The 15,521-nt window shown below is 43.9% G+C and carries 14 protein-coding genes; 2 read left to right on the top strand and 12 right to left on the bottom strand.

The genetic code is table 11. The features are described from left to right. Positions 1-210: 210 nt before the first annotated feature. The 10 genes from A136_RS18195 to nrfB form a co-directional block, all read right to left on the bottom strand. On the bottom strand, positions 211-1,599 hold the full coding sequence (locus A136_RS18195; protein ID WP_017063567.1) for a di-heme oxidoredictase family protein: 1,389 nt from the start codon (positions 1,597-1,599) through the stop codon (positions 211-213). A 110-nt stretch (positions 1,600-1,709) separates the two neighbouring features. Continuing rightward, positions 1,710-2,969 (bottom strand): imelysin family protein, encoded by a 1,260-nt coding sequence (locus A136_RS18190; RefSeq protein WP_017063566.1) that lies wholly within the window; start codon positions 2,967-2,969, stop codon positions 1,710-1,712. Positions 2,970-3,145: 176 nt separating this feature from the next. After that, positions 3,146-3,742: a GTP cyclohydrolase II gene (locus A136_RS18185; protein ID WP_009848836.1), complete on the bottom strand. Its 597-nt coding sequence runs from the start codon at positions 3,740-3,742 to the stop codon at positions 3,146-3,148. A 249-nt stretch (positions 3,743-3,991) separates the two neighbouring features. Further along, positions 3,992-4,168, bottom strand: coding sequence for a hypothetical protein (locus tag A136_RS22875; protein ID WP_017063565.1), 177 nt, complete (start codon positions 4,166-4,168; stop codon positions 3,992-3,994). Between the two features lie 89 nt (positions 4,169-4,257). Beyond that, positions 4,258-4,698 (bottom strand): heme lyase NrfEFG subunit NrfF, encoded by a 441-nt coding sequence (nrfF, locus tag A136_RS18180; protein WP_017063564.1) that lies wholly within the window; start codon positions 4,696-4,698, stop codon positions 4,258-4,260. Beyond that, positions 4,695-5,249 (bottom strand): DsbE family thiol:disulfide interchange protein, encoded by a 555-nt coding sequence (locus A136_RS18175; protein ID WP_017063563.1) that lies wholly within the window; start codon positions 5,247-5,249, stop codon positions 4,695-4,697. The genes nrfF and A136_RS18175 overlap by 4 nt, the downstream gene beginning before the upstream one ends. Continuing rightward, complete coding sequence (locus A136_RS18170) at positions 5,230-7,146, bottom strand: heme lyase CcmF/NrfE family subunit (RefSeq protein WP_017063562.1); 1,917 nt, start codon at positions 7,144-7,146, stop codon at positions 5,230-5,232. Before A136_RS18170 ends, A136_RS18175 begins: the two co-directional genes overlap by 20 nt. A 167-nt stretch (positions 7,147-7,313) precedes the next feature. After that, positions 7,314-8,288, bottom strand: a complete 975-nt coding sequence (gene nrfD, locus A136_RS18165; protein ID WP_017063561.1) for a cytochrome c nitrite reductase subunit NrfD — start codon at positions 8,286-8,288, stop codon at positions 7,314-7,316. 2 nt (positions 8,289-8,290) lie between these two features. After that, a complete protein-coding gene (gene nrfC, locus A136_RS18160; protein WP_017060985.1) occupies positions 8,291-8,977 on the bottom strand; it encodes a cytochrome c nitrite reductase Fe-S protein in 687 nt (228 codons plus the stop codon). A 3-nt stretch (positions 8,978-8,980) separates the two neighbouring features. Beyond that, positions 8,981-9,565, bottom strand: coding sequence for a cytochrome c nitrite reductase pentaheme subunit (gene nrfB, locus A136_RS18155; protein ID WP_008222036.1), 585 nt, complete (start codon positions 9,563-9,565; stop codon positions 8,981-8,983). A gap of 482 nt (positions 9,566-10,047) precedes the next feature. On the opposite strand from nrfB, the gene nrfA reads away from it, so the two are divergent. Both nrfA and A136_RS18145 read left to right on the top strand, forming a co-directional pair. Then, complete coding sequence (gene nrfA / locus A136_RS18150) at positions 10,048-11,478, top strand: ammonia-forming nitrite reductase cytochrome c552 subunit (protein ID WP_029235145.1); 1,431 nt, start codon at positions 10,048-10,050, stop codon at positions 11,476-11,478. A 125-nt stretch (positions 11,479-11,603) separates the two neighbouring features. Then, positions 11,604-11,948, top strand: a complete 345-nt coding sequence (locus A136_RS18145; protein ID WP_017063559.1) for a rhodanese-like domain-containing protein — start codon at positions 11,604-11,606, stop codon at positions 11,946-11,948. Between the two features lie 25 nt (positions 11,949-11,973). Here A136_RS18145 and A136_RS18140 read toward each other — a convergent pair whose 3' ends face one another. Together A136_RS18140 and gyrA are read right to left on the bottom strand one after the other, a co-directional pair. Further along, entirely contained in the window at positions 11,974-12,603 is a 630-nt protein-coding gene (locus A136_RS18140; RefSeq protein WP_017063558.1) for a tetratricopeptide repeat protein, read from the bottom strand. 174 nt (positions 12,604-12,777) lie between these two features. Then, positions 12,778-15,435: a DNA topoisomerase (ATP-hydrolyzing) subunit A gene (gene gyrA / locus A136_RS18135; protein WP_017063557.1), complete on the bottom strand. Its 2,658-nt coding sequence runs from the start codon at positions 15,433-15,435 to the stop codon at positions 12,778-12,780. Between the last annotated feature and the right edge of the window lie 86 nt (positions 15,436-15,521).

Here is a 15,521-nt window from a genome sequence, read left to right as displayed (position 1 = left end):
CCCCTGCCATAATTAATGCCGACAAAGGCATTAACAAAAATTTATGTGTCATGCTGTTACCTTACTTCCTAATTTTTCTTTTAATTATATGAGTTCATTAAATGCGAAACGACCGCTGGCCTCGTATTCCTACAAGTTCAGCGGTGCTAAGTGGTTTGATAGCGGCTTTCTTAAGTCACTAGCCGTTAACTAAACTGAATTCAACTCAGCCTATAACGAGTTTAAGAACGCCAATAGCGCTTCACGCTCGCTGCTACTAAGAGCTAAAACGTTTTGTTTCGCCATTTCTGCTTCACCACCATGCCAAAGCACAGCTTCCATAACATTTCTCGCACGACCATCATGAAGTAAGAAGGTGTGACCATTCACTTCTTTGGTATAGCCTAATCCCCATAAAGGTGTTGTACGCCATTCTTGGCCATTCGCAAGATACTCAGGACGGTGATCTGCTAAACCTTCACCCATGTCGTGTAGCAACATGTCGGTATATGGGCTAATTAACTGATTAGACAATGCAGGCAAGCCTTCACGCTCAGCCGTGCGGAATTCAGCTTGGTGACAACTTTGACAACCAGCGTCTTTAAACAGCTTTTTACCTTGTACGACAGCTGGGCTATCGACATTACGACGAATAGGTACTGCGAGATGCTGCGAATAGAACTCAACAAAATCTAAGATATTGTCACTGACTTCTGGCTCGCCACCATTTGGAAAATCATCACAGGTTGATTGCGCTGATGTGCAGTTTTCATTCGGAAATAAGCGGCTTGTCAGGCCTAAGTCACCGTTAAATGCCGCCGCGTTTTGCTGCATTAAGTTTGGCTGCCCGGCTTTCCAACCAAAACGACCTAGCGCCATTTCATTGGTTTGAACATCAAGAACATAGTTAGCTTTACCCGACACACCTTGCTTGTCAGCAAATTGCTGCTCTGCAAATCCTAGAATCGTTTCTTGTGGGATACTTTCAAGCAGACCAAGACCAATCATTGGCGGCGCCACTCGAGCTGAAAACTCGGTCTTAGGATGCATCTCGCCGAAAGCAAGTTCAGTAATATTTAAAGTGGGTTTACGCAGAGTAACGACGGTGCCGTCTTTGAATTCAACAGGAACATCCGTGTAGCTAATGTTCACTTTGCCCTCTGGTTTTACACCTTGAAGCGCAAAATCTTGTAGCTGACCGCCGTACGTCGGCTCTGGAATTCCACCATCTCGAATGAAGGCTTGTCGCTGCTCAGGCGTTTCAGCCGGAATGCTTAAACGAACCAACATGGATACTGCGTTCTCATCTCCTTCTTCTGGCGCGTGACCACGACCATCTTTGATGTGGCAGTTTTGACAGCCGTTAGTATTAAATAGTGGTCCTAACCCATCACGAGCATCGGTTGATGACGGTGCAGGAACCCAAGGGTTTCTAAAGAAGCTATTACCTACGCTGAAATCCAAGCGCTTACTCATTGGTAGATTGGCTGCGGGAAGGGAAAAAGCGTTCGCTCCTTCTTTCTTCACGGTCGTTTTGCCGCCAGAGTAGGTTTCATGGGCATGTAATGGAGCTAAGAAAAACAGTGCGGTTAATAGTGAGGCTGAGAGATACGACTTCATACATTGCCTTGCTGTGTTTTTGATTTTAGTTTTTATGTGGGAGTAACTTTCATGAGTAACAAACAATTAAGGGCTCAATGAGAGCCCTTTATGATTTTCGTCTCGGGTTCTTAGAACTCGTGATCAGCCGTGTCTGGGTTAAGGCTATCAATGCCAATCACACCAGCAGCACGCTCAATAGCCGCTGTTTGAGACACTAGCGCAACAATTGTTTTGTTTACTAGTGCATTACCCGCAGCGTTGTCAGCAGCGATTAGCTGATCGAAGTGCTGGTTGTTTTTCTCTGCAGACGTTACTAATTCGCCTACTTGTGCACGTGCTAGGTCAAACTGCTTTTGAATCTCTTTCGCAGCTTGCTCATCTTTTTGCTCTACTAGGTCGAACAGGCTTGGGCCGGAAAGCAGAGTACCGTCTTCACGCTTGTATAGACCCGTGTAAACGTTGTAGATGCCTTGCTCGTTGTAGTAGTGAGAGTTGTGCGTGTTATCAGAGAAACAATCGTGCTCGTCTTCAGTAGAGTTTGCTTCTAGTGCAACCTTCATACGCTCACCCGCTAGCTCACCTAGAGACAGTGAACCCATGCCAAACAGCATTTTACGAAGACCATTCTCGCTAGATTCTGAAAGAAGCTCTTGACGGTAGTTGCCTTTCTCGCCTTCAGCCCACTGCTTTTCCATCCATTCTAGGTCTTGGATAAGTAGCTCAGCAGATGCTTTTAGGTATGCGCCACGACGGTCACAGTTGCCGTTAGTACACTCAGCGCCAACAACGAAATCAGTGTAAGCACGCTCACCTGCACCGCTGTTTGTACCGTTTAAATCTTGGCCCCAAAGTAGGAATTCAATTGCGTGGTAGCCAGACGCTACGTTCGCTTCAGAACCACCGATCTCGTTCAAGTCTGCGATTAGCTCAGGGGTGATGTTGGTTGCATCAACGGTAGTCTGACCAATTTGGAAAGTCTTGTTAGCCACGATGTTTGCGCTAGCGCCTTCGTTACCAAGTTCATATTGGTAATCAGTCGAAACATAATCAATCAGGCCTTCATCTAGTGGCCATGCGTTCAGTTGGCCTTCCCAATCATCAACAACAGCGTTGCCGAAGCGGAAAACTTCTGACTGTTGGTATGGTACGCGAGACTCAAGCCAAGCTTGTTTTACTTGTTCGAAGTTGCCAGCAGAAGGAGAAGCTAAGAAGGTATCAATAGAAGAGTTCAACGCTTTTGCTGTAATTACTGAATCTGCAAACACTGCATGCGCAATATCTGCGTAATGTTCTACAACTTGATCTTGAGTTACTGCTGCGAAAGAAGAAGCAGAGGCAAAAATGAGTGACGAAGTTACGGCTTTTGTCACTAAAGATTTAATGGTCATGAAGCATCCTTGTTGAGCTTTAAATTATTATTCGTAGTAATAGTGTAAACCATTATCATTTGCACTACGGATTGAAATAATACAAACTTACAATTTTATTGCAAGATAAATACAAAAAAACCTCACATATGTGAGGTCTTTAAACATTTTTATGTTAAGCGTAACAAAGAGGCTAATCAGATATCCAGATTATGCTTACCGTGTGAGACTTTTGCCTTCAGGTAGCTTTCATTACCCGATTTGATATGAGCAGAGGTATTCACCACTTCTTCAATCTCAATACCAAAAGATTTTAGCTCATTGATCTTCTTAGGGTTGTTGGTGACTAAGCGGATTTTTGTAGTACCTAAGGCGCGTAGCATTTCAGCAGCTTCAGTAAAATCGCGTAGGTCATCGCCAAAACCTAGGTGGTTGTTGGCTTCATAGGTGTTCATGCCTTCGCTTTGCAGACGGTACGCATCGATTTTGTTGTACAAGCCAATACCACGACCTTCTTGGCGTAAGTAAAGAATCACTCCACCCGTCTCACCCATAATTCTAATGGTTTCGTCTAGCTGCTCACCACAGTCACAGCGAGAGGAATGGAAAACATCACCAGTCAGGCACTCAGAGTGCATACGAACAAGAGGTATGTCTTGTGTCTTGTCTGCTGATTTAAATATCACAGCAACATGCTCTTTATCTGTTTTCAATCCATGAAAAGACAGAAGTTCAGCATCTATACTGCTTGTTACCCCTACTTTGAAATCTATTCTGGCACGCACTTCCGCCATAGCTATACTCACTTGAAAATTCGATGTATTTAACGACGCTACATTATATGTCTAGGCAATATTTTGTAGCTAACTATCTAATGATAGACACTATGAGGCTGTTAACAATTTTTTTCAAGGTCGACCTCGTACAAATTGTTATAATATAACAATTATTTTTCACATAAGAAAAAACCCCACATTGGGATGACCAACATGGGGTTATAAATTAATCAGTTGCGGCTAAGACTACGATTTTTTACAGAACGATCAACTTACTTGAGTTTGCTTCCAGATGACAAGCTGAACCCAAGCGTTCTCTAATTCGGTTAACTCTTCTTGAGTAAGCGTAGAAATGCTCGACTTTGCACTGTATTTTTCTGCCCATTTATCAGATCGGACATGAGTATGGAACTCTTTCTTTAAATTTGAGATTACGTTATCCACAGATACATCCTTATATAGCAGTGCTTAGCCTTTATAATCGGTTAATGTTACAAAATACAGGTCAGTTGGTAAACAGTAATACACAATTTTTATGAGCTCTTCCTAACACTTTTTACTGATAAATATATAAATAAGAGAAATAATAGGCTCGGTAGCAACCAAAGTAATAGATTTGAAACCTTCATCGCCGGCTTATAAAGTACAAATTCACCAAATCTTTCCGTCATATATCGAGTAATCTCATTATTACTCTTCCCTGCTTTCACCATATTGAACACAACAAGGCGTAAGTCTTTTGCTATTGGTGAGTTGGATTCAATCAGATTTTGGTTTTGACATTGTGGGCAGCGTAACGTTTTCGCCAAGCTAATAGCACGTTGCTGTTGTTCTGGGTTTTCAAACTCAAACAGTTCAACTTGAATACTCGTCTCTGTATTACTGGCAGTAAACAGATCTTCAGCCATGGTTGAAAGGCTAATCACTAAAAGAGCTGACAGCATAAACAAGGTTTGTATTAGAGACTTCATCATCCATTCACACCATCAAAATACATCGCAAGCTCATCTTTCCATACCATTTCATTAATCACGCCCAATAGCTTTTTAATGATCTGGCCATTGGCATCAACCAAATACGTTTCAGGTGTGCCGATTACGCCCAACTCTAATGCTAACTTGCCTTGAGGGTCACTGATCACGGTTGAGTACGGGTTGCCATCGTTCGATAACACGTTAATCGCAGCCCCAGAGTTATCTCGATAATTAAGCCCAACGATGGGAATGCCTTTATCGTGAAGTTGAAGCAAAAATGAATGTTCGGTTTTACATATCCCGCACCAAGATGCCCATACATTAACCAGTTGATAAGGGTGCTGCGTGACATCAGTAAGCGTAATTTTCTGCTGACCATTGACGCCTTCACTATTCACTAACGCAGTCGATGTAAATTCTGGAAATGCCCTTTGTTGTTCAGACACAATGGTCGACTGCTGCTTATTATCAAGCGCAAAGACAAATCCCAGCACCACAATCAATGCTAAGGCAATTAGAGTAATTAGCTTGTTACGAACGCTGGTATGCATACTGTGACGCCTTAACGGTTTTCTTTTTACGATGAGTCAATGAGAGCAAAGCGCCGATAATGGAGAACAGCCCACCAAACCAGATCCAGCGCGCATACGCCTTATACTGAACACGAAATGCGTAAGCGGTGGAATCGACTTTCTCGCCCATGGTGATATAAACATCGCCATGCCAGAACCACTTCATTGCAGGCTCACTCATGTTCATAACACGAACTTGGTAGTGTCTTCTTTCTGGCGCGATGGAAAAGCTTTGCTCGCTAGCATCTAATTCGAGTATCGCTTTTTCTGCAGTAAAGTTGGAGGCGACATAGAGCTCGGTATCACGATGAGAGAGCGTCCAGCCCATAAACTCAACCTCTTCACCTGGGCTCAATTTGTAACTTCGCTCAAATGAATGGTAACTGTTCATCGCGGCACCTATCGCTAATACTGCGACACCCACATGCGCCAACGTCATCACCCATACTTTGCGTTGAAACTTAGAGTTGCGCGTTACCGCCAAGCCATACACATGAGTGAGTAAAACCCAAAATGCGAGTGACCATGTCATTAGAGCCATCACTTGGATCGCTTCAACTTGCAAAACATAAGTTACAAAGCCAAGACAGAGAGACAATAAGGCAATAATTCCAATCACACCTTTCGACGCTTGAGGTTTGATACTGAGCAATGGCGCTAACCCTATCACTCCCATCGCAAGCAGAGCCAATGGCGCAATAAGAAGATTAAAGTAAGGTGCGCCCACAGAGATATTTCCAAGGCCAAGTAATTCAAAAACCATTGGGTAGAAGGTACCAAACACCACCACCGCCGTACCCAGTACAAATATAAGTACCGCCACTAAACTCAAAAAACTTTTACTCGCAAAGCTAGTGATTGGATTCGACTCGAAAGATTCACCACGAACAATAAGAAGAGAAAACGAACTCACTAACACCAAAACCAGTATCAGCAACAGCGCGATACCTTTGGTTGGGTCAACAGCAAAAGCATGAACGGAAGTGAGGACGCCAGATCGAACAATAAAAGTACCGAGGATACTTAAACAAAACGTAATGAAAGCAAGGCTAAGTGACCACTTCAGCAACTGTTGCTTGCCTTTAGCAACACCCAAACTGTGCAATAGAGCGGTTGATGTTAGCCAAGGTAATAGGCTGGCATTTTCTACCGGGTCCCAGAACCACCAACCACCCCACCCTAACTCGTAGTATGCCCACCAAGAACCAAGAATGATCCCTGCGGTTAAAAAGATCCAAGCGACCAAACAACAACTGCGACAATGAGCGACCCAATCGAACTCAATCGGATCCACCAGCAAAGCGGCCACAGCAAATGCCAAGACCACAGAGAAACCAACATAACCCAAATACAACAGAGGCGGATGGAATATCAAACCAACGTCTTGCAGCATTGGGTTAAGGTCACGCCCTTCAAGTGGCAAGGTCGAATTCAGTTCAAATGGGTTCGAAGCAAATAAGGTAAACCATGCAAATATCGCGAGTAACACATTCATCACCCACAATACGCGGCTCTGATACTCAGAAGAATATTGCTTTTGTAGGGCAATCACACCCGACCAACAGCTAATGGTTAAGACCCAAAATAGCAATGAGCCTTCATGTCCAGCCCACACAGCGGCCATTTTGAAGAAGGTGGGTAATTGAGTATTGGAGTGTTCTGCAACATAGAGGATGGAAAAGTCGTCACCTACAAAGGCATAGCCAAGTAAAACGATAGCGCCAATGGAAAACAAAGCGCTAGAGAGGGAGAAACTGCGAATTAAAGCCACATTTTGTGCTTGTTTAGTTAGCATTTGATACATCGAATACACAGCGATAATGCTGCTGAGAACAGCGACCAAAATTAAACTAAACAGCCCCAAAGAACCGACCATATCACCTCAATCAGGCTCTACCTAAGCAGAACCAAGTTAAACCATTATTGGCATTGATTGCTCAACTAGCTGATGTAACTCAACTAGCTATTGCTACTCAGCGAAAAGAAATTTAGTGAGCAGATGTTTAGTATCCAACATCCACTCACTTATAACCTTGAGCGAAATTAAGCTAACGTTAATTGTCCTGCATAAAGGACAAACGTTCTTAGCATTAATACGCCCATCAGACTCAATGAAGTAACAGAGAAAATATACACAGTACTATGGCGAACCGATGCTGGTGTCACGGCGTTAAGCAACAAGGGTAAAACCATACCCACACCAATTACGCCATACCAGAACCAACTTGCCCAGAAACCACCGCCAATCGCGTTCCATACTGCCTGCTCACTTTGACCACCAGCAAATATCAACCCAGTGAAGAAAGTAACAAGGACAAACAGTTCAAACATAACAACAGGACGTTCGAAGCCGTGGATCCAAGAAATACTCGCACTATGCGGAGACTCCTTAAAGACCAACACACCAAATAAAATACATGCCGCCGCTCCCGAGGATAAACTCGAGAATAAGAACAATATCGGCAACACTGGGTTATTCAGCATTGGGAAGGTATTTAGCGCAGAGAGTAAGAAGCCAGTGTAAGCCGCAAGTAATAGCGCAAGCACAGCTAAGAATATTTCAAAAACATTCTCAAAAGATTCTAATTTGCCAATCCAGTTACTGACAAAATCGAGTCGCCCTTTTAACCATGCTTGATCACTCAAGAATACGGCAATCTGATTTCGGAATATAATGCCGATCCAAACAAATAGGATCACCATATACACTTGGAATAAGATCACACCCATCGACATCACTGACGTCGGATTATAAAAGATCATGATCTTCCAAAATGATAGTGGTTTCGTCAGGTGGAAAACCAAGATCAATAAACCTGAGATGATCCCGAATGGTGCTAGAAAAGCCGTTGCCTTTAATACACCATTATTCGCTGGATCGTCCTCAATCACCTTTCTCTTAAGGTAAATCGAGATCATCACTGCACCCGCTGACATACCCGCCAAAAACAGATAGATAGCAATGATCCAGTCCCAAACCACGGTACCTGATTGAAACGCTGTATCCCATGCACTCATAATCAAATCTCCCCTTTTTGGTGTGGCACTTTATAGAGTTTTGGCTGAGTACCTAGATAAGCCTTATCTCTGTAAACCACTTCAGATTTAAGTACCTGGTTTATCTCGCTCTTAGGGTCATTTAAGTCGCCAAATATCAGCGCATTGGTAGGGCAAGATTCAACACAAGCAGGTAATTTACCTTGCGCAAGATTGGTATCGCGGCAGAAGTTACATTTGTCGGCCGACTTATTCTTAGGATGGAAGAAGCGCACTTGATATGGACAAGCTAGCAGGCAATAACCACAGCCGACACACTTCTCTTTATGTACATCAACAATTCCTGTCTTCTCATCTTTATAGGCGGCGCCTGTTGGGCAAACCATCACACAAGGTGCATTATCACAATGTTGACAAGAGTTACGAGTGAAACGGTAATCAACATTTGGATATTCACCTTGAGGTTCGCTCTTTATGATTTCTAAGCGCGATACGCCTTCAGGCACTTTGTTTACTTCACGACACGCCTCAGTACAAGCAGTACAGCCAATACAAGCGGTTTCGTCATGAACCATTCCGTAACGCTTGGTGCCATCTTCCTGAACATTAGCCAGCGTTTTGCGGCTTGTAACCGCTGCAGTACCTGCAACACCAGTTGTGAAAATAACGGCACCCGCGCCAGCTAAAAAGTTTCTTCTTGAGCAGCTCATAGATTACTCCCCTTCTTTCTTCTGGTTGAAGTCTGAATGGCAATCCACACACAGCTTGATGGTTTGCTTTTTATCTAAGCCAAGCACCTTCGCTTCACTCGCATGCACATCGTGACAGTTTGAACACGTTAAGTTTTGTGCGTGTACGTCATGAGTCCAACTCGCTTCGCGCAGATCATCAGGCTTATGACAATCTATACATTGGCTGTTGGCATCTAGGATTAAGCTAGGATCGAGGAAAACCTTTTCGGTTCCGGGTTGTGATTGAGCCGCGCGATACTTCACCACCTCAGGTGCACCATCACGGTGATCGGGGCCAATAGAACTATGACAATCTGTGCAATTCACTTCACGGCCAAGCAAAGCGTGCGCACTCTCACCATGTGAACCAAATACCGTTTCTTTAGAATCTTTATGGCATTGGACACACTTGTAATCTTTGTCACGTATTAATTCGACTTCATGTCTTGTTGACTCTCCTACTGGCGTAACAGCAGGCTCTGCAACAGCATGAATGGAATAACCATAGAGGCAGAATGCTAGAAGGGATTTAAGCATTATGACTATGGCCAATTTAATATTGCCCATTTTATCCTTTCCTTATACCGGCATTATTTAACTCTCAACTAAATAATATTCCGGTTAAACAAAAGTACCCTTAAACGATATTATTACCGCTTAAATGATATCAATTCTTATTTTGGATAAGCCACAACGCTTTCTATATTTAGAATATACCCCTAATTAGGTAAAGCGAAATATACAAAGGGTAATATGTGAACACAATCACCCTATTTATAGTGAGGGCATGTCGGGTAATTATTTGTTATATATGATAATAATTCTCAATAAGACCAGTCTAACTTGATGTCCACATACCCCTTTAGGGCTATATAAACTTCAACGTGATTGAAGTCACTGTAATTAATTGATCTAAAACAAGCAAACATCCGACACGTAACAAAATGTGTTTATTTATGAATTAATATAAACAGCAATTCTCCAGTTCTTAATTTGAATAGCAAACTCACAACGCTTGGTATAAAAATCAGTATATTGGAGATATCACTGTGAAAAAGCATTGGATACGTAATTCCGTCACAGCATTATTAATGGTTAGCGCATCACTAGTAAGCGCGACCAGTTTTGCTGCGTCTGAACAAAAAGAAATTGGTGATCCTCGTAACGACCAGTTCGAGCAAAACCACCCAGATCAATACCATTCATGGAGACAAACGTCAGAGAGCGAAGCCATTGAAGACGCACTAAAAGAAGATCCAAACATGGTTATTCTATGGGCGGGCTACGGTTTCGCGAAAGACTACAACAAAGCCCGCGGCCACTTTTATGCGGTTGATGATGTAAGACAAACCCTGCGTACTGGCGGACCAACCGACGAAAATTCAGGCCCAATGCCAATGGCGTGCTGGAGCTGTAAAAGCCCAGACGTAGCACGCGTTATTGAAGAGCGTGGTGAAGACGGCTACTTTGAAGGTAAATGGGCTCGTCTTGGCAGCGAGATAGTCAATCCAATTGGTTGTGCCGACTGTCACGATACTCAAAGTGAAGGCTTTAAAAATGGCGAACCTGCACTAAAGATCACTCGTCCTTATGTTGAACGTGCGTTCGATGCGATTGGGAAGAACTTCGAAGAGCAAGGTCGCTTTGATCAGCAAGCCTCTGTGTGTGCTCAGTGTCACGTGGAATACTACTTCACGGGTCCAACAAAAGGTGTGAAATTCCCTTGGGATAAAGGGACGCGTGTTGAACAGATGGAAGAGTACTACGATCAGATTGGTTTTAAAGATTGGACACATAAAGTCTCTAAAGCACCAATGCTAAAGGCTCAGCACCCAGGTTACGAAACTTGGCGTGAAGGTATTCACGGTAAGAACAACGTCGCTTGTGTTGACTGCCACATGCCTAAAGTGACGAAAGAAGACGGTACCGTTTACACAGACCATAAAGTAGGTAACCCGTTTGACCGCTTCGAAGACACTTGTGCTAACTGCCATACTCAATCTAAAGAGACCATGCGTAACATCGTTTCAAGCCGCAAAGCTCAAGTACTAAACATGAAGCTGACCGCTGAGAAACAAATCGTAGCCGCTCACTTTGAAGCAGGCGCAGCATGGGAAGCAGGCGCAACAGAACAAGAGATGGCACCTATCTTACAAGATATTCGTCATGCGCAATGGCGTTGGGACTACGCTATCGCATCTCATGGTGTTCACATGCACGCGCCTGAAGTAGCCCTAGAGGTTCTTGGAACGGCGGTTGACCGCGCAGCAGACGCGCGAACTAAGATTGTTCGTCTACTTGCGAAGAAAGGCATTACCGATCCAATCGAGATTCCAGATATCTCAACCAAAGAAGCCGCTCAGAAAGCGCTAGGAATGGACATGGATAAGATGAATGCTGAGAAGCAACACTTCTTAGACACCGTGGTTCCTAAGTGGGAAGAGCAAGCTGAAAAGCGTGAAGCTAACTACGAATACTAGTTCCTTCAAATAGACCAATAAGATAAAACCAGTCACACTGTAAAGGTGTGGCTGGTTTTTTAGATTTGGGCGCACTCAACCGTCCCAATTTCACATTACCTTTTAGCTAATTCAAGGAACAAAGAATGAAGCACTTACTTTCGCTTTCGGCATTATGCATCGCATTAACAAGTTCAGGACTTCACGCCTCAGAACGAGCAGAAACAGGGTGGGAAATGATTGAGGAAGGTGCGCTGGTCGTTGATGTCAGGACACCAGGAGAGTTCAAGCAAGGTCATCTGGACAATGCGATTAACTACCCTCTTTCTGAAGTCGCTACGCACTTTGCCAGCATAGACAAAGCTCAACCTATCGTTTTGTATTGCCGCAGTGGTAACCGCTCAGGACAAGCTTACCAGTATTTGAAAGCTCAAGGGTTTACACAGATCCACAACGCTGGCGGTTTAATTGAGATGCAAGAAAGCAAATAATCTCGAAATTACAGATAGTGCCCGTTTAACGGATCATTTGCTTAGCTTGGTTGATCGAATGGATGATAGAGACACGATCAATGCCTTTCTGGTTAGAATCGAGAATTTGAGTCCAAGCATCGATCGCTTGTTGGTAGCGCATACTGATGAAGTGATCGGTCGCTATCAACATCAATGCCGTACGATCGTTGGGATCAAGCTCCATGGATTGATTTAAGAGCACTTTCACATCATCACTCATCGCCTGTGAACTTAGGTAATACAAGGCGCTCGCTTTAGCTGCATAAAGCCCTGAAGGCGCCTGTGGGTCTAAACGAATCGCATAGTCGTAACAGGTAAATGCAGCATCAAACTCCCCTTTCTGCATATAAACACCACCAAGCTTAAACCAAAGGTCTGATTGATTAGGGTCTTGCTTAAGGCTTTGTTGCAGCTCATCTTGGAAATCTGTTGTGGTGTAATTTTCGTTGTCATTGGAAGGAGGCTGAGGCAGCTCTTGCTTCATTTGAAACCAGATAATGCCACTGAGTAGCACTGCGGTGAGTGATATAAGAAGGTTCCCCTTAAGGCTACGACTGTTTTTGTTTGATGCAACGACAATCACCACCAAAAATAGGCTCATCAATAACAAAGCAACCAGTAACCAGATATCCATTTTACTCTCCCTTTTTATCCGCCCATTCACTCTACCTCTTTCACCACAAAGCAAACTTGATCAAGTTATAGCTATTGGCATTTAACGATTTTCCACAAACCACAGGCAATAAAAAACCGAGCACTTAGGCTCGGTTTTTTCAATGATAAGCTTAATTACTTAGCGTAATCGAGATTACTCAGTGTCTTGCTCGCTATCACTTTCAGAGTCAGAAGCATCTGATGCTTGCTCTTCGCTTGATTCAGCAACGTCAGCGTTAATAGTTTCAGCACCAGCCTCAGCTTCGCCTTCTACAATCTCAGCTTCTTCTACTTCGTCGATACGTTGTAGACCTACAACGTTCTCGTCGTCAGAAGTACGAATCAGTGTTACACCTTGAGTGTTACGACCAACTTGGCTCACTTCCGCAACGCGAGTACGTACTAGCGTACCTGCGTCGGTGATCATCATCATTTCGTCGCCTTCTTCAACTTGAACAGCGCCAACAACTGGGCCATTACGTTCAGAGACTTTGATAGAAACCACACCTTGCGTTGCACGGCCTTTCGTTGGGTATTCAGCTAGTTCAGTACGCTTACCGTAACCGTTTTGAGTCACAGTTAGGATATCGCCTTCGTTAGAAGGAACAATCAACGATACTACTTGATCGTCTTCTGGAAGCTTCATACCACGAACACCAGAGGCAGTACGGCCCATTGCACGTACTTTGTCCTCGTTAAAGCGAACAACTTTGCCCGATTTAGAGAACAGCATGATGTCGCTATCACCGTTAGTGATGTCAACGCCAATCAGTGAATCATCGTCACGTAGGTTAACTGCAATTAGGCCGTTAGCACGTACGTTTGCGAACTGATCCAGTGATGTCTTCTTAACAGTACCGTCACCCGTTGCCATGAAGATGAATTTCTCGTTAGAGAACTCAGAAACAGGCAGGATAGCCGTGATACGCTCACCTTCTTCTAGAGGAAGAATGTTAACGATAGGCTTACCACGAGCAGTACGACTTGCTAATGGCAGTTGGTAAACTTTCAGACGGTATGTCTTACCACGAGTAGAGAAACATAGGATGTTATCGTGAGTATTAGCAACAAGCAGACGCTCAATGTAATCCTCATCTTTCATCTTAGTTGCACTCTTACCTTTACCACCACGACGCTGAGCTTCGTAGTCGCTTAGGATTTGGTACTTAACGTAACCTGCGTTAGAAAGCGTTACTACAACGTCTTCTTGAGCAATCAGCTCTTCCATGTCGATGTCATGAACTGCCGCTGTGATTTCTGTACGACGCTCGTCGCCATAGATTTCACGTACTGCTTCAAGTTCTTCACGGATAACTTCCATCAAACGCTCAGTGCTTGCAAGAATGTGCATTAGCTCAGCGATTTCTTCTAGAAGGGCTTTGTACTCGTCTAGAATCTTCTCGTGCTCAAGGCCTGTTAGGCGGTGAAGACGAAGTTCTAGAATTGCTTGTGCTTGTGTTTCCGTTAGGAAGTATTGACCATCGCGGATGCCGTATTGGTCTTCTAACCAATCAGGACGAGCTGCGTCAGTACCTGCACGCTCAAGCATTGAAGCAACGTTACCAAGATCCCAACCACGAGACACTAAACCAACTTTAGCTTCTGCTGGTGTTGGCGCGCTCTTGATCAGTTCAATGATTTCATCAATGTTAGCAAGTGCTAGAGACAATGCTTCAAGGATGTGTGCACGGTCGCGTGCTTTCTTCAATTCGAAGATAGTACGACGAGTCACAACTTCGCGACGGTGGTCTACGAAGCACTTAAGCATGTCTTTGATGTTGAACAACTGTGGTTGACCGTTATTCAACGCAACCATGTTGATACCGAAAGTCGTTTGCAGTTGAGTTTGAGCGTATAGGTTGTTAAGAACCACTTCGCCTACTGCATCACGCTTACATTCAATAACAATACGCATACCGTCTTTATCAGACTCGTCACGCAGTGCACTGATGCCTTCTACTTTCTTATCTTTAACCAGTTCAGCAATCTTCTCGATCAAACGAGCTTTGTTTACTTGGTAAGGGATCTCAGTAACGATAATGGTTTCTTTACCATTCTTCTCTACTTCGATATCCGCTTTTGAACGCATGTAAACCTTACCGCGGCCAGTCTTGTAAGCATCTACGATGCCTTTACGACCACTGATAAGTGCTGCTGTTGGGAAGTCAGGACCAGGGATATAGTCCATTAGCTCATCAATAGTGATATCTTCATTATTGATAAATGCTAAACAGCCATCAACAACTTCACCAAGGTTATGTGGTGGGATGTTGGTAGCCATACCTACTGCGATACCAGAAGCACCGTTTACCAATAGGTTAGGAATTTTTGTAGGAAGTACTGCTGGAATTTGTTCTGTACCATCGTAGTTCGGTACGTAATCCACAGTTTCCTTATCAAGGTCAGCCAGGAGCTCGTGAGCAATTTTCGCCATACGAACTTCGGTATAACGCATTGCAGCCGCGGAGTCGCCATCGATAGAACCAAAGTTACCTTGGCCATCAACTAGCATGTAACGCAGTGAGAACGGTTGCGCCATACGAACAATAGTATCGTATACAGCACTATCACCATGTGGGTGGTATTTACCGATTACATCACCTACTACACGAGCAGACTTTTTATATGGTTTGTTCCAATCATTACCTAGTACATTCATCGCGAACAAAACGCGGCGGTGTACAGGTTTTAGGCCATCACGCACATCTGGAAGGGCACGACCAACGATGACGGACATCGCGTAGTCTAGGTATGAACCTCTAAGCTCATCTTCAATATTTACGGGCGTGATCTCTTTCGCTAGATCGCTCATAGAGCCATTTTCCCTCTATAGTCAGATCGTATTTTTGAATACGTATAAGACCGAAAAATATAACACAAATTTACCTACGGAGGCAT

Origin of the sequence: Vibrio crassostreae 9ZC13 (assembly GCF_000272045.2) — a bacterium.
GTDB lineage: Bacteria > Pseudomonadota > Gammaproteobacteria > Enterobacterales > Vibrionaceae > Vibrio > Vibrio crassostreae_C.
The sequence above is the reverse complement of the archived record's forward strand: the minus strand, read 5'-3'. Positions and strand labels throughout refer to the sequence as shown.